Genomic DNA, 23,979 nt, shown 5'->3' on the forward strand with positions numbered 1-23,979 from the left:
AACGTGCAGGAGTCAGCGGACAAGTTCGGACACATAACTGAGATTGGCAGCGTTACATGCCACTACAATGATTGTGTCTTCATGAAGCAGTGTCTGCGGGCCGGGAGAAAACTGGATTTCCCCATCCTCGCGGACAGCGACTATGGTGCCGCCTGTCTTCTGGCGGAACTTTAGTTCTCCAATCGTCTTTCCGACAGCCTCGCTGCCTGGCTGGATTGGAAACTCATAAGTCCTTAGCTGGTCGCTGTGCTGGAAACGTTCTTCCAGCGCCATGATTTTTTCAAAAAGGCTGCTGATCTCTTCGTTCAGCTTATTTCTCTGAAGCGTCAGAGTCTTGAGCCGTTCTTTCAATCCGCGAAGATCATTATCGATCCCGTATTGTTCCACGTATTCGATAGCGAGCGTTCTAGATGCCACGGTTACGCCTACATTCTGGCGGATATCCACTACGTTCATGTTAGCCAGAAGATTCATAGCCCGGCGTATCGTCTCGGAAGATACGCCATACTGGGAACTGAGAATGGTACGTCCTGAAAGACGCTGTCCTTCCTTTAGTTTTCCGTTTGCGATCTGGGAGGCAATATCATAAGCGACCTGCGCATAGACAGGTACATTCGTCGAAAGTTTCATTGCTTGCTGTTCTCCTTGAAATATACATACTGACAACCTTATTTTAATGTAAAGGTTGTCGGATGTCAAGCGCATAGGACGAAAAGAAGGCAGGAGTCCTATGCTCCTGCCTCCCTGAATATTGAACTTATGGATTCAAGGTTGCTTTTACCAATTCGCTGTGTGACAGGGCAGATAGTTCTTTTACCTTCCCAAAGTCAAGCCCCATGGCCTCGGTTATGCGGCGGCCGTAATCCTCGTCTGCCAGATAGCAGTGAACGGCATGGCGGTATTTTACGTTGTCGGTTACCGGCGCGATGTTGCGTGCCGTATTCTCTATCAGCAGCGCCTTCTTCTCTTCGGTCATCAGACGGTACAGTTCTCCGCCTGCCCGGAAGCAGTCGTCGGTTGGATCATCCTTGGGGTCATACGCATAAAGCGCGCCTGACAGATCAAGCGGCGGCTCCATCACATCCGGCTGGGCGGCCCAGTCTCCGGCACTGTTAGGAGAATAGGCGGGCGCTCCGCCATAGTTGCCGTCCGTACGCATAAGCCCATCCCGATGGTAGTCATGCACTTCGCATTTGGCCTGGTTTACAGGAATCTGGTTGTAGTTAACGCCGAGACGATAGCGCTGAGCATCGCCGTATACAAAGAGGCGGCCCTGCAGGAACTTGTCCGGCGAGAAGCCGATGCCCGGTACGACATGGGCCGGCGTAAATGCGGCTTGCTCTACCTCTGCAAAATAGTTCTCCGGATTGCGGTTCAGTTCCAGTACCCCTACTTCATGGAGCGGATATTCCTTATGGCGCCAGATCTTCGTAATGTCGAATGGATTCTCATAATGCTTCCTGGCCTGTTCCTCCGTCATGATCTGGACATACATTGTCCAGCGTGGATAATCGCCCTTTTCAATGGATTCATATAAGTCCCGCCCATGGCTCTCGCGATCCATAGCGATAATTTTTTCAGCCTCCTCATCCGTCAGGTTCTTGATGCCCTGCTGGGTGTGGAAGTGGAACTTGCACCATACCCGTTCATTGGCGGCATTGTAGAAACTGAAGGTATGCTCGCCATAGAAATGCATATGCCGGAATGTGGCAGGGATGCCTCGATCGGACATTACGATGGTGGTCTGATGGAAGGTCTCCGGAAGCAGCGTCCAGAAGTCCCAGTTATTCTGGGCCGAGCGCATGCCTGTACGCGGGTCCCGCTTTACTGCCCGGTTAAGGTCCGGGAAATTATGTACATCCCGCAGGAAAAAGGTTGGCGTATTGTTGCCTACCAGGTCCCAGTTGCCTTCTTCCGTGTAGAACTTGCAGGCAACCCCGCGGATATCACGTTCCGCATCCGCAGCCCCGCGCTCCCCGGCAACCGTGGAGAACCGAACAAAGACATCCGTCTTCTTGCCGGGCTCAAATACCTTCGCTTTGGTCCACTTGGTGATATCGTGGGTTACGGTAAATGTGCCATACGCGCCCCAGCCTTTTGCATGCATTCTTCTCTCAGGAATTACTTCACGGTCAAAATGCGCCAGCTTCTCAAGAAGCCAGACGTCCTGCAATGCCACCGGGCCACGGGGGCCGGCGGTCAGTGAATTCTCGTTTTCCGCTATGGGAGCGCCGACTTCATTGGTTAATTTTTTATTATCCATAGTGTTCCTCCTTCTGTAATTATGAATCCAAAAACAATAATAGTTATTATAATTATCATATTCCTTTTGGAGAAAAATGTCAATAAAAAACTTACGGCGCATTACTGGGCTGTGTAACGCGCCGTAAGTTTTTTATTGATACGATTGGCATTCTATATAGGGACAGATGCGTGGCCTATGATCCGGTAGAATTCCGGCGGATACATTTGCTTAGAAGCTCCAGCAGTTCTTCCACCTGGATTGGTTTGGAGAGATGGCCGTTCATGCCGCTTTCCATGGATTTCTTCAAGTCCTCGTCAAAGGCATTGGCAGTCAGCGCCAATATCGGGATCGTACGTGCATCCGGGCGGCCGGAGGTGCGGATGCATCGGGTCGATTCCAGGCCATCCATTACCGGCATCCGGATATCCATAAGGATTGCATCAAAGTATCCGGGCGCGTGGCTGACAAAAAGATCCCGGGCCTTCCTCCCATCATTTGCACAGCATACGGTAAATCCATTCATCTCAAGAATTGTCTGGGCAATCTCCTGGTTCAGTTCATTGTCCTCTGCCAGAAGGATTCTATAGCCATGGAAGTCAGGAAGCGCCGCCGATGGCTTTTTACTACTGTTGGCCATAGGAGAGGCCGAAGCCAGAGCATATTCGAAGGAAAGGGTAAAGTAAAATAGGGAGCCCTTGCCTACCTGGCTTTGAACTTCCAGCGTACCACCCATCATCTGTACCAGGCTCCGGGAAATAGACAGTCCAAGCCCTGTGCCCCCATGGAGGGAGGCAGTGCGGGAATCTGCCTGCTCGAAGGCGTTGAAGATCCGCTCCATTGCGGAAGCTTCGATGCCGATGCCGGTATCCTGGACAGAAAACTTGAGCACGCTCTTTGGCGAAGTCTCTAATTCCTCCACACGCAAGGTGACAGAGCCTTGGCTGGTAAACTTGATTGCGTTGCCGATGATATTGACCAGCACCTGGTTCAAGCGGAGGCTGTCGGCGATGAGGCATCTGTCCGTAACACGCATGTCCTCAATCCGCAGCAAAAGCCCCTTCTCCGTGGCCTGGGCCCGGAACAAGGATTCCAGGCTTGATAATAGATGGGAGAGATCCACGGTTTCATAGTTGAGTTCCAATTTGCCGCTTTCGATGCGGGACATATCCAATATATCATTGATAAGGCCAAGCAGATAGGTGTTGGCCGATTCGATCTTCTCCAGGCAGTCCAGAGTCTTTTCGCGATCCGACAGCACGCTTTTGGCAATCGTGGTCATGCCGCTGATCGCGTTCATGGGCGTACGGATCTCATGGGACATTCTGGAGAGGAAATCTGTCTTGGCCTGGCTTACGGCATCCGCTTTGGACTTCATGATAAAGGAAGGAACAATCTTAACCATCTCTTTTAACAATTTCCGCTGCTCAGGGGTCCATTGGTAATTCTCACGATCCACTTCAAAACTCATGGATCCCGCATATTCCCCATAGTTCCATATACCTGCGTGGAGACAGGAAGGGAAGCGGGAGATTCCTTCCTTCACATTGTGGTCCGCAAGGCCTTCTTCATCGTACATAGTGGCGCAGGCGTCAAAATCCTCCGCAGCAGCATAAAAGTTGCACCCAAGCTGCAGATCCTCCCGGCTGCGTGCCCACTGGTAAGAGAAGTGATAGCTTAGGTAAGAAGGATTGGCTTCGATAATGGATACCCGGTCAAAATGATATAATTTGCCGATCCTGGAAAGCAGCAGGAAGACCGCGTCATCCAGGTTCTTTGCCTTGCCAAGAAGATCCAGCGCAAAAGCGACAAAGTCGCCCTTGGGCTGCGGGATATCCGGCTCGATGGCATTGACAGGATGCTCGTCCGTATACAGCTGGGTCAGGAACACTCCAAGTTCATTGGACGTATCCAGATAGCAGGCAGCCTGTCCCTTTCCATGTTCTTTGACATATTTCAAGGTACTCTCCGCACAGCGGTAGAGCGCATGATACTCACCCGTCACTTCCGTGCTGCACATGCCGATGCTGACGGATACGTGAATATCCTTTTCCGGAGCTGCCAGGATACTCTGTACCTGGCGGGCAATTCTGGGTCCGATGACGGAGGCCTGGGCCTTATTACTGTTCTTGACAAAGAACATGAATTCATCCCCGCCCAGGCGCATGGAAATACTGTCCTGGGGGGATTCGGCACGGAGAATGTCAGCAACCTCCAGAAGGAGGGCATCGGCAAATACATTGCCTTCCTTCTGGTTGATTTCTTTGAAATTATCCATGTCAAGCAGCATCATTACCCCATGCTCATCGGCTGGCCTGTGCGCCAGGTAATTTTTTACCATCTGGATGCCGCTTTCCTTATTATAAAGGCCGGTCAGTTCATCCTGAGAGCGGGCTTTTATCAGCGCTGCCTCTATCTCCTTCTGGTGGGTAATATTTTCTGTAATACCGATGACCAGCTGAGGAGAGCCGTCTTCATTGGCAAGTATGACAGAAAGGGTTACCCGGCACCAATAAACGCCGTCTTGCGCCAGAAATTCACAAGATGAAGTCCGCTCCCCCTGGCTTATGCACTCATACATTTTATAGAAGGCCTCATGATACGCGGGATCCACCTGGTCAGTGGCAAAATCATAGGGCATATTGCCATACCTTTCCTGACAATGATAGATAGAGCAGGTGCGTGGCGGAACAAGGCACTCCCGGGTTTGGGGGTAGTAGTAGAACTCGCAGGTTGTGGTATGTTCCAGTGCCAGATGGAGAATCTCGTTGCTGGCCTCAAGCTGTTCGGATAAGCGCCGGTTGCTCAGTTCTGCCCTTTTTCGGCTGTCAATGTCAAGAAATACGCTTTGGATCACCTGTTCTCCGTCAATATCCAGAATGACCTCCGCGCTGCCGATGATCCACAAGGGGGTACCGCCTTTTTGAAGGAGGCGGTATTCATAGGGACTCTTATCTCCTGGAGCTTGGAGGGTCTCGATCTCTTTAAGGATGCGGACCCGGTCTTCACTGGCGATAAGGGCCGTGAGATCCCAGTTCTTCTTGGCCCAGAATTCTTCCGGCGTGTATCCGAAGATACGGATGGCTTCCCGGTTCGCATTGATAAATATGACTCCCTGGGGCGTCAGCTTATACTGGACGATGCCGCAGAGAACAGACTCGAAGAGGTGGTTGTACCTCCGGGCCTGCCGTTCTAATCCCTCCCTGGATTCTACCTCCAAAGAGATATCACGGATAACGCTTATGCAGACCTTACGTCCATCTTCGGAAAGTCCCTTTTTGCCAATATCATTCACCCAGATATAATCCCCATTCTTCTTTTTCATGCGGTATTGAATCTCATAGGCACTGCCCTCCGAAAATGCCTTCGCAACCTGCTCGTCCACAGCCTTACGGTCATCCGGATGGATGCAGTTAATAACCATGCCATTAATGGCACGGTTAAATTCATCATAGGTATAGCCCAGATAGGACAGAAGGAAGTCATTGACATAGTAGAGAGGAAAGCCTGGCTCCAGATATCCGCCTATCATGCCGCCGGGAATACTCTTTCCAAGAATGTCCAGCGCCCTAAAGCCAAGCTGACGGTCCAGTTCGGCACGGCCGATAGAAGAAGAAGGAAAGAACTTAGCCTCTTCCTGCAAGGCATCCGGGGCGGAGGCATGGATGGAGGCGATCCGGTATAGTCCGCCTTCCTCGACACAGGTAGCGGTGACCTCAAACCTGAGCGCATCGGCACCGGGAACATCCGGGAATACAGAGGCGGCAAGGAGAACTACGGCACAGTGAGCCGCGATAGAGGTTTCCCGGATGTCGTCATATTCGATCCGGCAGGAGTACGGGACTTGAGAGAATGTGGCCCGCAATGCCTGGATCACCAGATCCTTTCCATTCCAATGGATGTCCTCTGTGAGGCATTTTAATGCACGTTCTATATTCCGCTGAACCAGGTATGCATGAAGGAATTCCTGAACCACTTCGGCTGCCTTGCCTGACTGAATCATATTTCCACCTCTTTCCGGGTCAAATACAGAGATTGTCCCCCTTGTAGATATTTATTACCATTATAAGCCAGGCAATTTAAAAACTCAATGTGGGAATGCGCTTTTGGTGATTTCCTGACATGAATCAGCGCGTAAAATGCAGTGGAAGAACGAACTGCATTTTACGCGCTGGATTAGGCTGGATTATTTGAATTTTTTACGTGATAGCAGGATGAGAGCCGCCAGCGATGCTGCCGCGAGCAAGCCATACTCATTCTGTCTTGCGGTATCCCCGGTCTTGGCCGCCCTGGCATTTGCAGAACCGCCGCTGGTATTTTGGGCCGATGAAGAACTGCCGTCCTGGCCGCCTCCATTTCCATTACCGCCATGATTGCCTTCGCTCTTTGCCTGCTTCTTATAGGCCAAAGAGTAAAGCGAGAACTTGTCTGTCTCAATGGTGATCGTAGAATCGTCGTTATCCAGATCGCTAAGAATATCCGTCTTTAGCGTTCCATCCTCCTGCTCATGGACGCGGATAACAGAGAATACCAGTTCCTCCGAGTCATCCAGGCCTTCCCGGAACTTCTCCGGGATCTGGATTGTAAGGCGTATTGGCGCGGAGGCCTCGCTAAGCTGTGTCTCAGCGCCGTTTCTTATCTTAAATAGATTGATATCCAAATGTAAAGCCAGTACCTGATCCTCGGCCAGGGCATTTTGCACTGCCTCGGCCAATGTATCATCGACTGCCTCCAGTTCCTTCATGCGCAAGTGGAAGCCGATGGTATTCCCGGCGCTGATATCCTGCCGGTCAGTATCGTCCAGAAGATGTTCTGCCATCTGAGCAGAATTATTCACCGATACTTTGACATCGGGCGTGGAAGCGTCAACGTGGACTTCGAAGTCGGTGTCCGGTCCGGGAACTTTCTTGATCCTCCAGATGGATTGCGTATCCGTTACTTCATAGTCCAGTTCCCCGTCCTTAAGGGAGAACCATCCTGTGTCAGAATCTGTATCATCGCAGGATACGATGATATCGCCGGCCTTGATGCCGTTATCGATCAATTGCGTAGGCACGCCGTCCTGCTTTCCGAGAAATGCCGTGATATGAAGCGGCTGATTCAATGTAATGCTGTCAAAACAGGTAACCGTTTCGGTTACGGCGCTGTCGTTCAGTATCAGAGTGGAACTACCGCTGATGGCTTCCGGATTGCTGGAATTCTCCGCTCCTCCCCAGATATGCTCTGCGGTAGCGGAAGTAAGCGTGACGGCTGTGCTGTCCCCGCCAGTCTTGCTTCCTTCGGCTCCGTCACTGCATCCGCCGGCCCATATAGAAGGATAGCACTGCGTGCCGCCGTCGCCCATTTCTTCACAGAAGTAACCGCTTATATCATCTAGGGCAATATGGATGGAACCGGCCTTGGCAGAACCTCCCTTGCTGGCATCGCCGCCACCGTAGATGTTGCCAGTTATGGCTCCGGTATCGCCTTCGCTGATTGCCAGACTAATGCTTCCTGCCACATTGGCCTGAGATCCGCTTCCATTCGCCGTGCCGCCGCCGTATACTGCCGCGGCTACCCAACTGCCAAACTGTTGTTCCACAGGTGTTACAGAATTCGTAATATGGATGGCAGTCTCGCCGACATTTGCCTTGCCGCCACTGCTGGCATCGCCGCCACCAATGGTGTATCCATATAGGCTGGAACAATTTTTTATATCAATAGAAACCTTTCCGGATACATTGGCAACAGAAGAACCAGATGCGGAACCGCCTCCATATAACATCATCATCTCATTGCCATCCACCTGGATATCGACGGATTCAGCATTCGCCTGGGCGCTGCCTCCGGCCGCGGTTGAACTGGTATTTGCAGAGCCTGCGCCGTAGACCTCCCGGATATCTACCTGAGATAACTGAATCTGTACCGCTCCTTTTACGTCTGCCGTGGCATTGCCGGAGGCTCCCCCTGTTACGGAAGCCGAACCGCCGCCCCGGACGGAGTAAGTCCGACCGCATATGGAAGTGCTGGATGACCCCACATTGGCGGAGGCATCATAAGCCCCGCTGGCAACGGCGGAACCGCCTCCATAGATATTACCATGGTTGCCAACAGGAATTGCAGAAATATCTATAGAAACACTGCCGGTAACATTGGCACTGGCGTTCCCGGACTTGCCAACGGCATATCCGCCCCCGTATACCTTGGAGGCATCGGCATTTCCTTTGACAGTGATAGAAACGCTGCCATTTACATCTGCATTGCCTGTCCCGTCAGAATATCCGCCGCCGTAGATAGTTCCTATGTTTACGCTGTCAACTACGATATTGACATCCCCATTTACCGGCTCATTCTTGCCGCCGCCGTAGATGGTCAAAGAACCTACTGGCGTTGCAATCAGCTTTTCATTGCCAGAACCGTCATAAATATAGGCCTTCTGGTCAGAGTCATCTTTTTTGATGACGACCGGAACGCCGTAAGTATATAAAGTATTTCCCTCTAAAATAAGCGGCAGGTCGTTTGAAGCCACCTCTTCAGATGCTGGTACCGCCAAAAAAGCGTCGGATGTTCCTTCCGGCACATCGCCGTCCGCTGGCGCTGCCTGTGGCTCTTCTGTAACTTCCGTCTCATCTGCCTCACCCGGATCTTCCTGTGGATCCCTGGTTTCGATGCCGCCTGTAATCGTTATCGTCTCGTTTGATTTTTCCCCTGTACTTTCTGACGAGCCGTCAGAATTTTCCTGCGCATAACAAGTAAACGCAAGATTAGCAGTCAGGATCAAAGCGGTCAGAACCGCCAATACCCGGCCATGTCTTTTCATTATGTATTCCCCCTGTATTATATTATTTTGACTATTGCTTAACCGTATCTGCGATACCGTCAATAAAACAATAATCTGCTCCCTTCCTTCATCATATTCTTGACTTTCTGATTTGTCAACAATAATGACGAAAAATTGTGTAATAAATGACGAATTTTTGATAGAATTTTACATAAATCATTTTTTTGTTTATTAGAATTGTACAATTGTGGTCAGGGGAATGTAACAATGGATGCTTGACATCTTTCGACATTTAGTAAAGAATAAACTATTATAAAGTAGTTATCGGTTTATTAATGAGTCAGGGGCGGGTGAATGGTATGTTAAAAGTATTGATAGCAGATGATGAGAAGATGATATGTTCCTTGATATCCCAATTGCTTGACTGGAATGCGCTGGGGTACGAGATTGTAGGGATGGCATACACTGGGGTGGATGCCTATGAAATGATCCGAAAGGAACAGCCGGACGTCATCATATCTGATATCCGAATGCCGGGATATGACGGCATCGAATTGATAAAAAGGACGAAGGAGGCCGGGATAGAGGCAGAATTCGTTATGATCAGCGGCTTTAAGCAGTTTGAGTACGCGCAGAATGCAATGAAGTACGGCGTCAAATATTATCTTTTAAAACCGATCGAGGAGGATAAGCTTCAGGAAATCGCAGAAGAGATCAAGGATGCCATTCTAAGCAGAAAGCAGCATGATCATTACCGGAACCAGCTGGAATTGGAGATTCAGGAGACTCGGGATAAGATGAAGAAACGGTTCCTGACTTCCATGCTGTTCGGAGAGCAGGAAAGCAGGAAGATTGCCGACTGCAACAGCATTAACCAGGAATACAGCACCAGTTTTAAAGAAGGCGTGTTCCAGGCGGTATTTATCAAGGTTGATACAGATGGAGGGGAGGAAGAAAGCATCGGCTCTATGATCGAAAAGTTGGAGAAATATACCGATATTCTGGGGGACGTGTGCGAGGAGCATATTACCACAGAGATGCATTCGGGGATTATTACCTTGGTGAATTATAAGTTCGAGCAGGAGGCGCTGGTCAGGAAGAAGATAGAAGAGATGTATGAGGAGATTAAGAAATATATAGACCGGTTCGAAGGGTTCTCTGTGGTACTTGGGGTAGGCCGCAAGATGGATCATTTCCTGGAATCCAATCTCTGCCTTCAGACGGCCATTGACGCGATCAAGTATCGGATCCGGATCAGCAATACCAATATCATTTATCTGGAGAATTATCAGTTCGAGCCCTATGATATTGATAAGATCGTGACAGAGGGTAAGAAGCAGGCCTACCTGTCTAAGGTGGTATCAGGCGATATCAGAGGCGCCCAGGAATGTCTGGCCGCTACGCTCAGAGAGATCAGATATAGTGGCGGCAGCTATTCACCCATTCTGTTTTTCGACATCCTGATCGCATACGTAGATTTGCTGACCGATTACTGCAAGCAGCAGGACTTGTACAGCGAGGAATATGAAAGAAACCTGAAAAAATGGAATGTAAGCACAGACAACATCAGAAGCGAGAAGATGCTCCTGGCTGTTACGGAAGATCTGATCAGAGAGACGCTGGAATATGCAGCGGAGGAAAAGAAGTCAAAAGATATCAAGCCAATCCGGGAAATAAAGAAGTATATCGAAGAAAATTATATGGAGGAGATCAGTCTTGGCCAGCTGGCGGAACTGGTGGATATGAATGCCTCGTATCTAAGTTCCGTATTTAAGAAGGAGACGGGCATGACTTACTCGGAGTATCTGATTCTCTGCAGAGTGAAGCAGGCAAGCCGGCTTCTGGTGGAGACGAATCTAAGCATCGGCGAGATCGCGCACCAGTCGGGATATCAAGATGCCAGGTATTTCAGCAAGCAGTTCTCCAAGCAGGTAGGGCTTAAGCCGTCCGAATATAGAAAACTGTATTCATAAAGGGGAAGACATGGATAAGAGAAAATATTCATCGAAGAAGATAAAGAAAATCATCCTGGCAGGAGTGCTCATCTACCTGCTTCTGGTGATTGCCTCGGCGATTCTGATGACCGGCATGATAGAAAGCCGGTATCTGCGCCTGTTCGTTATTCTGGCGGAGATTGCGCTGGGGACAGGTTATTATACGGTCTTCTACCGAAGCATCTACAAGCCCAACCTTCGGCTGGAGCAGATCATCAGGGATCTGAACCATGAGCAGATCAAAGAAGATGACGACATGCTCCGGGAGATTAAAAGCATTATCTCCTCCCTGGATTCTATGGCCATTAAGCAGAAGAACGCGGAGATATTGATGAAGAATGCCGAGATTAATAACCTTCAGGACCAGATCAATCCGCATTTCCTCTATAACACGCTGGAAGTCATACGAGGAGAGGCTTTACTTAACGGTGACAGGAAGATTGCGGACATGACGGCGTCCCTGGCCAATTATTTCCGCTATAACATCAGCAGGAGAGAGACATTCGTATTCCTGAAAGATGAGTTAAAGAACAGCATGAACTATTTTAATATACAGAAGAACCGGTTCGGGGACAAGATATCCTGTCAGATAGTGTACCATGATGTAGAAGAGGGCCAGGTAGAGAACTGCTACATTCCCAAACTGCTCCTTCAGCCGGTGATCGAGAACGCCATCTATCATGGACTGGAACTTAAGATGGGAGAGGGAAATATCAAGATACATATCACTGCAGCGGATTCCAGCCTGAAGATTAATGTTGCGGATGATGGTCTGGGAATGTCCCAGGAGAAGGTAGACGAGTTGAATCGGGATTATGAAGACGGAGAAGAAGAGGAATCCTCCGAGACAGGAGGACGGCGGCATAACGGCGTTGCCATCAGGAATATTAAAAAGAGGCTGAAACTGTACTGGGGGGATGCGGCGTACATGGTGATCGTCAGCGACCTGGGAGTCGGGACACAGGTGCATATATCGATGCCGCTTCTATATCAGATTGAGGAATATATGAGTTGACCATGAAAAAGAATGTTCTGTTATTGAAAAATATTACAAAAGAAAAGGCCGGCAGCAAAGTGCTGGATCAGTTCTATGTCGAGATTCTAAGCGGCGAGATCATGAATCTGATCGGGCTGGAAGGAAGCGGAAAGGAAGAGATATATTCTATCTTGTTCGGTGATGAATGTGCGGATAAGGGAGAGGTATGGTTTGCGGGAAAGAAGTATGAAAAAGGGAAGGAACTGCCCGTCGAAAGATCCAACGGGATATTTTTTATCGGAAATCAAGAACTGATCATTCCGAACCTGAGCGTGGCCGAGAACCTGTATATTATTGAGAAGATCAATTATTTCCAGTTCAGCGTATCAAAGAAGAAGATGGAACTGCAGGCGCGAAGGATGCTGGAACAGTTCGAGATTAAGATCGCCCCGGATAAAAAGGCCAATGAGCTGAACCGGTACGAGTGCTATATCCTGCGTCTGATGCGGGCATATGTGAAGCGTGCCAGGCTGATCGTGGTGGACGATATTCTGGACGACTTTTCCTTTGAGCGGATCGGCCAGATCGTGGAGATACTGGAACGCTTCAAGCAGGAAGGCATATCCGTGCTGTGGATCAACAGTTATCCGGACGCGATTACGGAAAGTTCCGATAAGGTCGTGGTCATCCGTCAGGGAAGGAACTGTAAGATGTTCTATAAGGAAGAGTACGACAGGCAGAAAGTGTTTGAGTGCATGATTGGAAAGAAAGGTCCAAAGGAGTCGGTACAGGAGTCTAAGGCGGGCAGCAGGATCATCTTCCAGGCAGAGAATATACAGAATGATTATTTTGATGGGCTGGATTTTTGCTGCAGGCAGGGCGAGATGCTTGGCATCTATGACCTCCAGGATAAGTTTAGCAGAGAACTGCGCAGATTGCTTCTGGGCAGGAGAAGCTACAGCGGCGGCTTGATCGTAGAAGGGTCACCCTATAAGGCGGATTCTGAGTATAAACTGGTGAGAAGCCATATCGGCGTGGTGGATGGGAATAAATACCAGTCACTGATCTTCCCGGATCTTACCGTCAGGGAGAATATGGAGATGGCTGTTTATAAGAAGACTACCGTGTGCGGGTGCTTTATTAACGGTAGGGTGAAAAGATATCTGGATAGAATTGGAATGGAGATCTGCGAGAATAGCCGGATCAACCAGGAGATGGTCAATGTCAGCAGAAGGGATGCCATGCAGATCATCTACCGCAGATGGCAGCTTACGAAGCCGAAGATTCTATTCTGCTTTCAGCCATTCCTCAGGCTGGACGCCGTATCCAGGCAGCAGCTGGAGGCTTTGCTGCTGGAATTTAAAAGCAAGGGAACGGGGATCGTATTAAGCAGCGCCAATATATCTCATCTGCTGCCGCTGTGCGACCGAATCCTTGTCATTGAGGGAAATCGGATCATCAGGGAAGTAGAAAAAGAAGCATTTTCCGAGTATTTCTAATAAAAGTGCACATATTCCAAAATCCCCGGCATTGTCCGGGAGCCTCCGGAAGGTTATACTACACATATCAAATAACCAAAAGGAGGAAAAAGAATGAAAAAGATGTGGAGAAAGGTGCTGGCAGCAGCGATGGTTCTAACAATGATCCTTTCCCTGGCAGCGTGCGGGAGTAAAGGAGACGATAAGTCTGACGACAAGAAGTCATCCGAGAAATCATCCGATGTAAAGATTGGCTTTGTAGTCAGCGATATGTCAGATGCATTCTTCGCGCACCTGGTGCAAAAGATGCAGGATGATGCTGACAGCAAGGGCGTAACGCTCACGGTAAAGGAGTGCCCAGAGATCAGCGATAAGATTACCGGAATCGAGAACTTCGTGGAGGCTGGATGCACCACGATCATCTGCCACGTTACGGATGCAGACGCGCTTAAGGACGCGGCAATGAACGCAGAGGACGCCGGCGTTAAATTTATCTCTCATGATTCTGATATCGAGGGAACTTCCGGATTCATCGGAATCGACAACTATGAGTATGGATACGCTATTGGAAAGAATGCCGCGGACTGGATCAACGAGAATTTTGAAGAGTCTGATACCGTCAAAGTGGGCGTGTGCAACTATCCGGATTATCCATTCCTGGTAACCAGAGAAGAAGGAATCCTGGCAGCATTAAAAGAACTTGCTCCTAATGCCAAGGTAGTAGTTACCGCCAAAGCAGGCTACACCCCTGAAGGCGTGGATGTAGGAGACGCATGGGTGCAGTCCAACTCTGACTTAAATGTGGTTGTAGGCATCAATGACGCAGGCGTGCTGGGCGTATACGAATCATTCAAATCAGCGGGCATTAAGAATGACAAGCTGGGAATGTTCGGCGGGGATGCCGTAGACGATGCTCTGGCTGCGTTAAAAGAAGGCGGCGCATTCAAAGCCACGGTTACCACGAATATGCTGCTCCATGCGGACTATTTCATCGATATGGCAATCGAGCTGACGGAAAAAGGAAAACTGGACGAAAGAGAAGTCCTGTTCCCGCTTGATCCGATCACGCCAGAAAACGTAGACGAGTATATTGCAAGTCAGGAATAGTAAATGACAGGAATTAATGGTATAGCGTACAACCTATACCATTAATTTTTTAAGGAATGGATAATGGATGAGGCGGTGACTGATACATGGATCATATATTAGAGATTAAAAATGTTACGAAAAGATATCCGGGCGTAGTAGCCCTTGATAACGTCTCCCTTTCAGTGAGGAGAGGGGAAGTCCACGCGCTGGTTGGTGAAAATGGCGCGGGAAAATCAACTTTGATCAAGATTATTACAGGCGCGATCAAGCCTGATGAAGGAAGCATCATATACCAGGGTAAGAATTACCCGGAACTAAATCCGATCCTGTCGGGAGAGATTGGGATAGAGGCGATCTATCAGGAATTCAATCTTGCTCCGGATCTGTCGGTGGAAGAAAATATCTACATGGGAAGCAAGGTGAATAACAGCCTGTTCATAGATAAGAAGAAGTTAACGGAAAATACGATGGAAATCCTGAAGTCGCTGAATGCGGACATTAGCCCGAATACAAAGATCAAGGATCTGACGGTGGCCTATATGCAGCTGGTAGAGATATCCAAGGCGCTTGCAAAGAATGTAAAGCTGCTGATCATGGATGAGCCGACGGCGCCGCTTACGGACAACGAGGTGGAGATACTCTTTGAACTAGTCAGAAAATTAAAAGAAAAAGGAGTGTCCATTATCTACATATCCCACAGGCTGGATGAGATATTCGAACTGTCCGACCGGGTTACGGTCATGCGTGACGGGCAGATGATCAAGACGGCTGAGATACAGGATATTACGAAGAATCAGCTGATCTTTGACATGGTGGGACGCGAACTTACCGAGACCTATCCGAAGCGTAATCCCAAATATGGGGATAAGCTGCTGGAAGTCAAAGGCGTATGCGGGCCTTCCAACCAGGAGACATCCTTCTGCGTAAGAGAAGGGGAGATCGTAGGGCTTGCGGGCCTGGTGGGCGCGGGCAGAACCGAGATGGCCAGGCTCATTATCGGAGCCGATAAGAAATATTCCGGCGAAGTCTATGTAAAGGGAAAAAAGGCTGTCATTAATTCGCCCAAGGATGCAATCGAGAATGGGATTGCCTATGTGTCGGAGGATCGGAAGAACCAGGGAGTACTGCTTAAGATGTCCATCCGCTGGAATATTACCCTTCCCATACTTAGGAAACTGTCGAAATTTATATTCATCAGCCAGAAAGAGGAAAATGCGTGCGTAAATAAGTATAAGGATGCACTGCGGATCAAGACGCCATCTGTCAACCAGCTGGTGGGAAACCTGTCCGGAGGCAACCAGCAGAAAGTAGCAGTGGCAAAGTGGCTTGCCAGCGAATCAAAAATATTGATTCTGGATGAGCCCACGCGGGGGATTGATGTGGGGGCTAAACAGGAAATCTATGAATTGATCAATCAGCTGACCCAGGAAGGCCTTGGAATCATCATGATATCCTCGGAGATGGAGGAGATTATGGGGATGTCCGACCGTATGCTGGTAATGGCGGAAGGAAACGTGGTAGGGGAACTGCAGAAAGAGGAGTTCTCACAGGATAAGATTCTTAGATATGCATCGAATATAACGACTTAGGAGGAACGCAAAATGGATAAGTTTAAAAGTTTTATAAAGCAGTATTTCGTATTGGTGATATTAATATTCTTGATTATACTATTTGGCTGCCTGCAGCCGGAATCATTTTTGACGATGTCAAACTTCTTTACCGTAGTCCGGCAGTCTTCTATCATGGGAATCGCCACTATTGGCCTGCTGTTCGTCATGATCGCGGGAGGGATCGACCTGTCCCTGGGATCAGTGATATCATTGGAATCTGTCCTGGCAGCAGTCCTTTTGACAAAGTTCGGGATGGGGCTATTCCCGGCATACGCCCTGGGCCTTCTGGCGACTACGCTGATCGGGCTGGTAACCGGGATCATCATCGTAAAGACCAACATTTTCCCGATGATCGGAACCCTGGCTTTGCAGATCATCTTGCAAGGCGCCGCGTATCTGATCTGCGGAGGAATGCCGGTATCCAATCTGCCAAGTTCTGCCAAGGTGGTTGGGCAAGGCTATGTGGGGATGATTCCTCTGCCAGTGATCCTGTTCATCGTTGTCATTATCATTGCTGGAATTGTGCTGAACCGAACCTACATTGGAAGGCATTTTTACGCAATTGGAAGTAATGAAGAGGCGGCAAGGCTCTCCGGCATCAATACAGGCAAATTAAAGGTGGCCACCTATGCGATCGGAGGATTCCTGTCAGGGCTTGCGGGACTTATCATGCTTGCCAGAATCAGTTCCGGACAGCCTACGGCAGGAAAGAATATGGAAATGGACTGCCTGACAGCCGCGGTAATCGGCGGCGTCAGCCTGACCGGCGGAGAAGGGCGCATCTCTACGGCTGTGTGCGGCGTATTGATCATCGGCGTGCTGACCAACGGCATGACGATCCTTAATATCAGCGAATATTACCAGCTGATCATCAGAGGATGCATCTTCCTTGGCGCGGTATGCCTGGATGGAATCCAGAAGCAGCTGGCGGGCAGGAAGAAAGTGAAGAAGGTGGCCTAGTATGGGAGATTATCGAAAGTATTTGGAACCGGAATATGGGGAAGTAGCACCGGAAGTCGAAATTATGGAGCCGCAGGCCATGGATATGGAGCACAAGAAGGAGTGGCGGACGAAGAGCAACTACGAATCCGTGGCGGCAATGACGGCGGCTTACCAGCGGTGCAGCTGCTATGAGAAGATTATGACGGTACATACGGAAGAGACGCTGCTAAATGGAAACGACGGGCCCATACGCCTTCGGATCTATACGCCGGAAGGGAAGAAGCCGTGCCCGACAGTCGTATTCTACCACGGCGGCGCGTTCTCTATGAACAGCATTGATGTATACGAGTATGTGTGCAGATACCTGGCCTGCTACGGAGGCATGATCGTGGTGGCTCCCGATTACCACCTGGCCCCGGAATACAAGTTTCCGAAGGGACTTAACGAGGCATATGATACGCTCGTATGGACCAGCGAGAATATAAGGGATTACGGAGGAGACCCCAAAAACATCAGCGTCTGCGGCGATAGTTCCGGCGGCAACTTCGCGACCGTAGTCTCCATGCTGGCAAGAGACCGGAAAGGCCCGGCTGTCCGCAGGCAGATCTTGTACTATCCATTGACAACGAATGTGGAGAGCGAGATGACAGATTCTGAAAAACACTATGGCAAGGGGTATTTCCTAGAATATAACTGTATGGAAGACCCGATGGACTTTTATTTTAACAGCGAGGAAGAGAAAGAAAGCCCGCTGGCTTCTCCGCTCCTATCCGGAAATCTGAAAGGACTGCCTCCGGCCTGCTTCATATCTGCCCAGTGCGACCCGCTTCTGGATCAGGGGCTGATGTATGCGGCAAAGCTAGAGGACAGCGGCGTAAGCGTGGAGTACCATATCATGGAAGGGATGGTACATGGATTCCTTAACTGGACGTACGGGAAGACATTCGATGCGTTAAATCATGCTATCCGGTTTATCCATGGGACGGATTGACGGATCAAAGGAGGAATTATATATGTCAGTATTTCAGGAAATCTCAGATTATATAGATACCATATCCGTGATAGATACCCATTGCCATAAACTGCCCCGGCAGGTAGGATTTCCCGCGGGAATCCAGGATCTGGTGGAACATTCCTACCTGGGATGGTGCCACCGCGACTGGGACGGCACGAAGGAGGCTGCTGCGGAATTTGTAAGAGGCTTAAAGCATAATTCCTATTTTTTCTGGATCGAGAAGAGCCTTCAGAAACTGCTTGGTACAGAACAAAGGCTGGATGAAAATACGTACCCTTGGTTTGACCAGAAGATTAGGGAATTCTCTTCTTCCCTTGCATCGGATGATGAATTTCTGCGGAATGTCTGCCATTATGACAAGATCGTCCTGGACGGATATTGGGAGCCGGGGACGAACCTTGGCAATCCCGGTCTGTATACGCCGACCTACCGGATCAACCAGTTTCTGTTCGGATATCAGCCGGATACGGTGGATGATAACGGCAACAATCCCTTCCTTGTATATGGATGGCCCAAAGACCTGGAGTTCGACCAGTATTTAGACAAGATTGAGGAGAAGATCACAGAGAAGATGGCGCAAGGATGCGTGGCGTTAAAGTCATCCCTTCCCTATGACCGTTCCATTCATTTTAAGGAGCGGACCTATGACGAGGCGAAAAGAGGATACCAGAATCCAGATGCCTCCCGGGAGGATATCGTGGCATTCCAGGATTATATCTATTTTTATATCTGCAGGATTGCGGCAAAGTATGATATTCCATTCCAGAACCATACCGGGCTTGGCAATCTGGAAGGCAGCAATGCCATGCTTCTAAAGGAAGTCATCAGCAAGAATCCCAAGACCAGGTTCATCCTGTTCCATGGAAGCTTCCCCTGGACGGACGACGCGCTGGCGCTGATCCACAATTATTCCAACGTGTACGCGGACCTATGCTGGCTCCCCAGCATATCCACTACTACGGCAATCTACTTCCTGAAGCAGCTTATAGAGACCGGAAAGGCAGATGCCATCACCTGGGGCTGCGACTCCTGGACGGTGATAGAAAGCTACGGCGCATATCTGGCTGGCCGCTATGCGGTGGCAAAGGCGCTGGCGGACCTGATCGAAGATGCGTTCATGACCTTGGAGGAAGGGAAGGAACTGGCGGATAATATATTCCGAACAAATGCAAAGAGAATTTATAATATATAAGATATTTTAGGCGAGGCGTGGGCATTCATATAGTGGATGCCTGCGTTTTTTGTGACATACGAAATTTGCTGCCTATATCATAAAAACCCTCCGGGAGACGGGCTGGCATTTTATTGACTTGTACGGTATAATATAGTGCAAGTGTGAAAGGAGTTTTTATGGAAGAGAGAGGATATACGCCACCGTATACTATTTCGGATAAAATTGTAAATCTTATTTCTGATATATCAGAAATTCTAACAGAACTGACTATCGATAATAAAATGAGTCCAAATCCAAGGCTAAGAAGAGATAATCGAGTGAAGACGATCCATGCATCGCTTGCGATAGAAAATAATTCATTATCATTAGAGCAGGTAACGGATATAATTAATGGAAAACGGATTCTGGGAGCGCCAGATGAAATCTGCGAAGTAAAAAATGCATTTGAAGTTTATGAACATTTGCTGGAAATGAACCCTTATTCCAGAAAAGATATGCTCAAGGCACATAAAATGTTAATGCATGATTTAACCAAAGAGGCAGGTGCCTTTAGACAGGGAGGCGTTGGAGTGTTTGCTGGCAAGAGATTAGTACACATGGCCCCTCCGGCAGAAAGAGTTCCGCAGTTAGTGAAAGAGTTGATGGATTGGGTGAAGAAAGATCCGGCCCATCCGCTGATAAAGAGCAGTGTATTTCACTATGAATTTGAATTTATTCATCCATTTGCGGATGGAAACGGGAGAATGGGGCGTATGTGGCAGACACTTCTTCTGTATCAGTGGAAGCCTATTTTTGGATGGCTTCCAATAGAAACCTTGATCAGAGAGAGGCAGGAGGAATACTATAGAGTTTTGGGCGAGGCTGATCATAAGGCTGATTCCAGGGTGTTTATAGAGTTCCTGCTCCAGGCAATTTATGATACGCTTGTAGAGGTCGAGAGCACCGAACAAGTGAGGGTACAAGTGAGCGAACAAGTCCAACGCTTATTGGACGCTTTGGAAAATGATACCTTAACAACAAAAGAGTTGATGGATAGACTGGGGTTAAAGCATAGGCCGACCTTTCGAAAGAACTATCTTTTACCATCAATGAAACTTGGATTAGTTGAAATGACAATTCCGGACAAGCCAAACAGCAGCAGGCAGAAATATAGAAAGAAGGCAGTTATATGACAGAGATTCAGAAGCATAGGGCCGACGAGATGACGCCCGTAGAAAGAAAAAAAGCAATCGAGGAGGGGAAATCCTACGACCGCGTGCCCTGCGTCCCTTTCATGGGAGAACTGAAGGGAGCGCTTAGCGGCATCAGCGTGTGGGATCTGTCCCATGACCCGGAGAAGATGGCGGAGGCGGAGATCATTCCTTTCAACCGCTATGGATATGACCGGATGGATATCGGGCCTAATTCCAGAGGGATCACAGAGGCTCTGGGCGGCAAGGTGATCTATCCCGAGAAGGGAGTTCCCTATATGGATGCGCCGCTCATCCAGGATTATGGAAGGCTCGACTCTATGGAACCAGTAGATGCCCGGACGAATGCCAGAATCCGGGACTTTGCCCGGACGGCGCAGATTCTTGCAGATAAGGCGCTTCCCATCGTCCCTGTGGAAATGAGCATCGGCGGCCCGCTTACGATTGCATCCAACCTGCGGGGCGTGGAGCGGCTGCTGCGGGACTTAAGGAAGTGCCCGGACGACGCGCTGAGGCTGATTAGGCTGGTTGCGGACAGCGAGAGAAGCTGTATCGATCTGGCGGCGCAGTACGGCATGGGGATTGCCATGGCTGACCCGGTGGCGAACCCCGCCCTTATCGGCCCTAAGATGTATGAGCGGTTCGTATATCCATTTACGAAGGAACTGACGGATTACGCGTATGAAAAGACCGGGAAGAAGGTATCGCTGCACATGTGCGGGCAGACGGAGCGGATTTGGGACTATTTTAAAAAATATGAACTGAATGAGGTAAGTCTTGATAATATCGTTGATCTTGAAAAGGCGGCGCAGGAATTAGGCCCGCATATCCCAATCGCAGGAAATGTAGACCCGGTGGAGATCATCTTGAACGGAACTAAGGAAGAGATTACGCAGGCGGTCAGATCCTGCATCAGCGCTGGCCTTAAATCCCGGAAGGGGTATGTTCTGGCATCAGGCTGTGATATTCCAGAGACCACCAGGCCGGAGCAGATTGACAGTTTCATGGAGGCGGCGAGAGCATATTTTCGCAGGAAGGAAGCGCGATGATTTCTAGTTTGAAAGACAGCCCCTTATTCCGTGGCATGACGGGGGAGGATATCGAATGCTGCTTGAAGTGCAGCCATGCGCAGTCAGTCAGGTATGACAAGGATGAGATGATCTTCTGCCAGGGCGATGCTCCGGAAAAACTCTCGGTGCTTATAGATGGAGCGGTGGCAGTATGTAACGATTCCACGGATGGGAGGCGGAGCATTGTGGCATCCATTGAAAAGCCCGGGGAATTATTCGGAGAGGTCTTTGTATTCCTGGGCCAAAAGGAGTATGAGCACTATGCCCAGGCGGCGGTTCCCTCAAGAATCCTTCATATCCCCAGGGAGTATTTCTACTCTACCTGTGGGAAAGCCTGCGTCTATCATGCGAAATTAATTGCCAATATGCTGGCGATCTTCGCGCAGAAGGCATACTATCTGAATCAGAAGATACAGATTATCTCCTGCGCGACGCTTCGGCAGAAGATTGCGAAGATTCTGCTGGAGTATGGCAAGGCAGGCGAAAGTCCGGCCATTACCATGAACCGGGAAGAGATGGCGGACTTCCTGAATGTAGCCCGTCCGTCACTGTCCAGAGAGTTGATGAGGATGCAGGAGGAAGGACTTGTCAAGGTGACAAAGAGAGGCATCTTTGTCCCAGATTCGTTGGCATTGCGGAAAATTTTATGATTTTGCGATCCGTAACATATGTTACGGATTTTTTTTGACATTATTGGTAGCATTAGGACATCAAAGCAAACCAGCCATTCAAAAATCAAGGAGGAAATTACTATGGAGAATAAAATGTTCTGTTACCAATGTCAGGAAACCGCAGGCTGTGCGGGCTGCACGCAGATAGGGGTCTGCGGCAAGAAGCCGGAGACTGCAGCCATGCAGGATCTGCTGGTCTACTTGACGAAGGGGCTGTCGGCAATTACGACGCAATTAAGAGCCGAAGGCAAGGAAGTGCCTGCGGATGTAAACCATCTGATTACTTTGAATCTGTTCATTACCATCACCAATGCCAACTTTGACGAGGAGGCAATTGTGGAACGTATCGATAGGACCCTGGCAAAGAAACGGGATCTGCTGGCGCTTACAGGCAGTAAAGACTCGCTGCCAGAGGCAGCCCGATGGGACTGCAAGGGACGTGAAGGCTATATGGGCAAGGCAGTCCAGGTAGGGGTATTGTCTACGAAGGATGAAGATATCCGCAGCTTGCGGGAACTGATTACCTATGGATTAAAGGGGCTATCCGCCTACAGCAAGCATGCCAATGCACTGCTTGAAGAAGATGAGGAGGTGGACGCATTTCTCCAAAGCGCCCTGGCTAAGACGCAAGACGACAGGCTGGGCGTAGAGGAACTAGTGGCGCTTGCGCTGGAAACCGGGAAATACGGAGTCAGCGGCATGGCGCTTCTGGATAAGGCCAACACATCGGCCTATGGAAACCCAGAGATGACCAAGGTAAATATCGGCGTCGGTACCAGACCCGCAATCCTGGTGTCCGGCCATGACCTTAGAGACCTGGAGATGCTGCTTGAGCAGACGAAAGGGACAGGGATTGATGTCTATACCCATTCTGAGATGCTGCCGGCCCACTATTATCCGGCCTTTAAGAAATATTCCCACTTTGTAGGCAACTATGGAAATGCATGGTGGAAGCAGAAGGAAGAATTTGAAAGTTTCAACGGGCCCATCCTGATGACCACCAACTGTATCGTTCCGCCGAAAGACAGTTATAAGGACCGCCTGTATACCACCGGCGCTGCAGGTTATCCCGGCTGCACGCACATTCCGGGAAAGATTGGAGAGGAAAAGGACTTTTCTCAGATCATCGCCCATGCCCGGACGTGCCAGCCTCCGGTAGAACTGGAACGCGGAGAGATTATCGGCGGATTTGCCCACAATCAGGTGCTGGCTCTGGCGGATACGGTAGTGGAGGCAGTCAAGTCAGGCGCGATCAAAAAGTTTGTCGTGATGGCAGGATGCGACGGCCGGGCCAAGTCCCGCAACTATTACACGGATTTTGCGAAAGCGCTGCCAAACGATACGGTAATCCTCACGGCCGGATGTGCAAAGTATAAGTATAATAAGCTGGATCTGGGCGATATCGGGGGGATTCCACGAGTGCTGGATGCAGGGCAGTGCAACGATTCCTATTCTCTGGCGGTGATCGCCCTCAAGCTCAAAGAGGTCTTCGGCCTGGATGATATCAACGATCTGCCGATTATTTACAATATTGCCTGGTACGAGCAGAAGGCGGTCATCGTCCTGCTGGCTCTGCTTTACCTGGGTGTCAAGAACATCCATCTTGGGCCTACGCTTCCCGCGTTTTTATCTGAGAATGTGGCAAAGGTACTGGTAGAGAACTTTAACATCGCAGGGATAGGAACTGTGGAAGAAGATATGCAGCTTTTCTTTGGAGAGGAACGTTAGAAAAAGCCTGGATAGAACAGGTTCGTAATTATAGAAACAA

General features: G+C 49.5%; 16 protein-coding genes. 12 read left to right on the top strand and 4 right to left on the bottom strand.

Going from position 1 to position 23,979, the window contains the following annotated elements:
• Positions 1-12: 12 nt before the first annotated feature.
• The 4 genes from K0036_RS00965 to K0036_RS00980 form a co-directional block, all read right to left on the bottom strand.
• On the bottom strand, positions 13-630 hold the full coding sequence (locus K0036_RS00965; RefSeq protein WP_025646067.1) for a TrkA C-terminal domain-containing protein: 618 nt from the start codon (positions 628-630) through the stop codon (positions 13-15).
• A gap of 127 nt (positions 631-757) precedes the next feature.
• Positions 758-2,263: a catalase gene (locus K0036_RS00970; protein ID WP_173694332.1), complete on the bottom strand. Its 1,506-nt coding sequence runs from the start codon at positions 2,261-2,263 to the stop codon at positions 758-760.
• 175 nt (positions 2,264-2,438) lie between these two features.
• The gene (locus tag K0036_RS00975) at positions 2,439-6,245 is read right to left on the bottom strand and encodes a PAS domain-containing protein (RefSeq protein WP_220430493.1); all 3,807 of its coding nucleotides are present in this window, start codon (positions 6,243-6,245) and stop codon (positions 2,439-2,441) included.
• Between the two features lie 183 nt (positions 6,246-6,428).
• Positions 6,429-9,041 (bottom strand): hypothetical protein, encoded by a 2,613-nt coding sequence (locus K0036_RS00980; RefSeq protein WP_220430494.1) that lies wholly within the window; start codon positions 9,039-9,041, stop codon positions 6,429-6,431.
• Between the two features lie 320 nt (positions 9,042-9,361).
• On the opposite strand from K0036_RS00980, the gene K0036_RS00985 reads away from it, so the two are divergent.
• From K0036_RS00985 to hcp, 12 genes are all read left to right on the top strand, one after another.
• Positions 9,362-10,975 carry a response regulator transcription factor gene (locus tag K0036_RS00985; protein ID WP_220430495.1) on the top strand — a complete coding sequence of 538 codons (1,614 nt, stop codon included), beginning with the start codon at positions 9,362-9,364 and terminating at the stop codon, positions 10,973-10,975.
• 10 nt (positions 10,976-10,985) lie between these two features.
• Positions 10,986-12,011: a sensor histidine kinase gene (locus K0036_RS00990; RefSeq protein WP_220430496.1), complete on the top strand. Its 1,026-nt coding sequence runs from the start codon at positions 10,986-10,988 to the stop codon at positions 12,009-12,011.
• A gap of 2 nt (positions 12,012-12,013) precedes the next feature.
• Entirely contained in the window at positions 12,014-13,471 is a 1,458-nt protein-coding gene (locus tag K0036_RS00995) for an ATP-binding cassette domain-containing protein (protein WP_173694327.1), read from the top strand.
• Positions 13,472-13,564: 93 nt separating this feature from the next.
• Complete coding sequence (locus K0036_RS01000; protein WP_220430497.1) at positions 13,565-14,557, top strand: sugar ABC transporter substrate-binding protein; 993 nt, start codon at positions 13,565-13,567, stop codon at positions 14,555-14,557.
• An 86-nt stretch (positions 14,558-14,643) separates the two neighbouring features.
• Complete coding sequence (locus tag K0036_RS01005; RefSeq protein WP_220430498.1) at positions 14,644-16,128, top strand: sugar ABC transporter ATP-binding protein; 1,485 nt, start codon at positions 14,644-14,646, stop codon at positions 16,126-16,128.
• Positions 16,129-16,140: 12 nt separating this feature from the next.
• Positions 16,141-17,109, top strand: a complete 969-nt coding sequence (locus K0036_RS01010) for an ABC transporter permease (protein WP_025646043.1) — start codon at positions 16,141-16,143, stop codon at positions 17,107-17,109.
• A gap of 1 nt (position 17,110) precedes the next feature.
• Positions 17,111-18,082 (top strand): alpha/beta hydrolase, encoded by a 972-nt coding sequence (locus K0036_RS01015; RefSeq protein WP_220430499.1) that lies wholly within the window; start codon positions 17,111-17,113, stop codon positions 18,080-18,082.
• Positions 18,083-18,104: 22 nt separating this feature from the next.
• Positions 18,105-19,298 (top strand): amidohydrolase family protein, encoded by a 1,194-nt coding sequence (locus tag K0036_RS01020; protein WP_220430500.1) that lies wholly within the window; start codon positions 18,105-18,107, stop codon positions 19,296-19,298.
• A gap of 158 nt (positions 19,299-19,456) precedes the next feature.
• Positions 19,457-20,452: a Fic family protein gene (locus K0036_RS01025; protein ID WP_220430501.1), complete on the top strand. Its 996-nt coding sequence runs from the start codon at positions 19,457-19,459 to the stop codon at positions 20,450-20,452.
• Entirely contained in the window at positions 20,449-21,519 is a 1,071-nt protein-coding gene (locus K0036_RS01030; RefSeq protein WP_220430502.1) for a uroporphyrinogen decarboxylase family protein, read from the top strand. Before K0036_RS01025 ends, K0036_RS01030 begins: the two co-directional genes overlap by 4 nt.
• Positions 21,516-22,190 carry a Crp/Fnr family transcriptional regulator gene (locus tag K0036_RS01035; RefSeq protein ID WP_220430503.1) on the top strand — a complete coding sequence of 225 codons (675 nt, stop codon included), beginning with the start codon at positions 21,516-21,518 and terminating at the stop codon, positions 22,188-22,190. Before K0036_RS01030 ends, K0036_RS01035 begins: the two co-directional genes overlap by 4 nt.
• A gap of 102 nt (positions 22,191-22,292) precedes the next feature.
• Entirely contained in the window at positions 22,293-23,939 is a 1,647-nt protein-coding gene (hcp, locus tag K0036_RS01040) for a hydroxylamine reductase (protein ID WP_220430504.1), read from the top strand.
• Positions 23,940-23,979 lie beyond the last annotated feature (40 nt).

It is taken from the genome of [Clostridium] scindens, assembly GCF_019597925.1.
GTDB lineage: Bacteria > Bacillota > Clostridia > Lachnospirales > Lachnospiraceae > Clostridium_AP.

What these genes read in the sequence shown, in the direction of transcription:
- K0036_RS01005 (WP_220430498.1), top strand. Translation starts at nt 14,644, where the DNA reads ATGGATCATATATTAGAGATTAAAAATGTTACGAAAAGATATCCGGGC.
- K0036_RS00970 (WP_173694332.1), bottom strand. Translation starts at nt 2,263, where the DNA reads ATGGATAATAAAAAATTAACCAATGAAGTCGGCGCTCCCATAGCGGAA.
- K0036_RS01025 (WP_220430501.1), top strand. Translation starts at nt 19,457, where the DNA reads ATGGAAGAGAGAGGATATACGCCACCGTATACTATTTCGGATAAAATT.
- K0036_RS00985 (WP_220430495.1), top strand. Translation starts at nt 9,362, where the DNA reads ATGTTAAAAGTATTGATAGCAGATGATGAGAAGATGATATGTTCCTTG.
- K0036_RS00965 (WP_025646067.1), bottom strand. Translation starts at nt 630, where the DNA reads ATGAAACTTTCGACGAATGTACCTGTCTATGCGCAGGTCGCTTATGAT.
- K0036_RS00980 (WP_220430494.1), bottom strand. Translation starts at nt 9,041, where the DNA reads ATGAAAAGACATGGCCGGGTATTGGCGGTTCTGACCGCTTTGATCCTG.
- K0036_RS00995 (WP_173694327.1), top strand. Translation starts at nt 12,014, where the DNA reads ATGAAAAAGAATGTTCTGTTATTGAAAAATATTACAAAAGAAAAGGCC.
- K0036_RS01035 (WP_220430503.1), top strand. Translation starts at nt 21,516, where the DNA reads ATGATTTCTAGTTTGAAAGACAGCCCCTTATTCCGTGGCATGACGGGG.
- K0036_RS00990 (WP_220430496.1), top strand. Translation starts at nt 10,986, where the DNA reads ATGGATAAGAGAAAATATTCATCGAAGAAGATAAAGAAAATCATCCTG.
- K0036_RS01020 (WP_220430500.1), top strand. Translation starts at nt 18,105, where the DNA reads ATGTCAGTATTTCAGGAAATCTCAGATTATATAGATACCATATCCGTG.
- K0036_RS01010 (WP_025646043.1), top strand. Translation starts at nt 16,141, where the DNA reads ATGGATAAGTTTAAAAGTTTTATAAAGCAGTATTTCGTATTGGTGATA.
- K0036_RS01015 (WP_220430499.1), top strand. Translation starts at nt 17,111, where the DNA reads ATGGGAGATTATCGAAAGTATTTGGAACCGGAATATGGGGAAGTAGCA.
- K0036_RS00975 (WP_220430493.1), bottom strand. Translation starts at nt 6,245, where the DNA reads ATGATTCAGTCAGGCAAGGCAGCCGAAGTGGTTCAGGAATTCCTTCAT.
- hcp (WP_220430504.1), top strand. Translation starts at nt 22,293, where the DNA reads ATGGAGAATAAAATGTTCTGTTACCAATGTCAGGAAACCGCAGGCTGT.
- K0036_RS01030 (WP_220430502.1), top strand. Translation starts at nt 20,449, where the DNA reads ATGACAGAGATTCAGAAGCATAGGGCCGACGAGATGACGCCCGTAGAA.
- K0036_RS01000 (WP_220430497.1), top strand. Translation starts at nt 13,565, where the DNA reads ATGAAAAAGATGTGGAGAAAGGTGCTGGCAGCAGCGATGGTTCTAACA.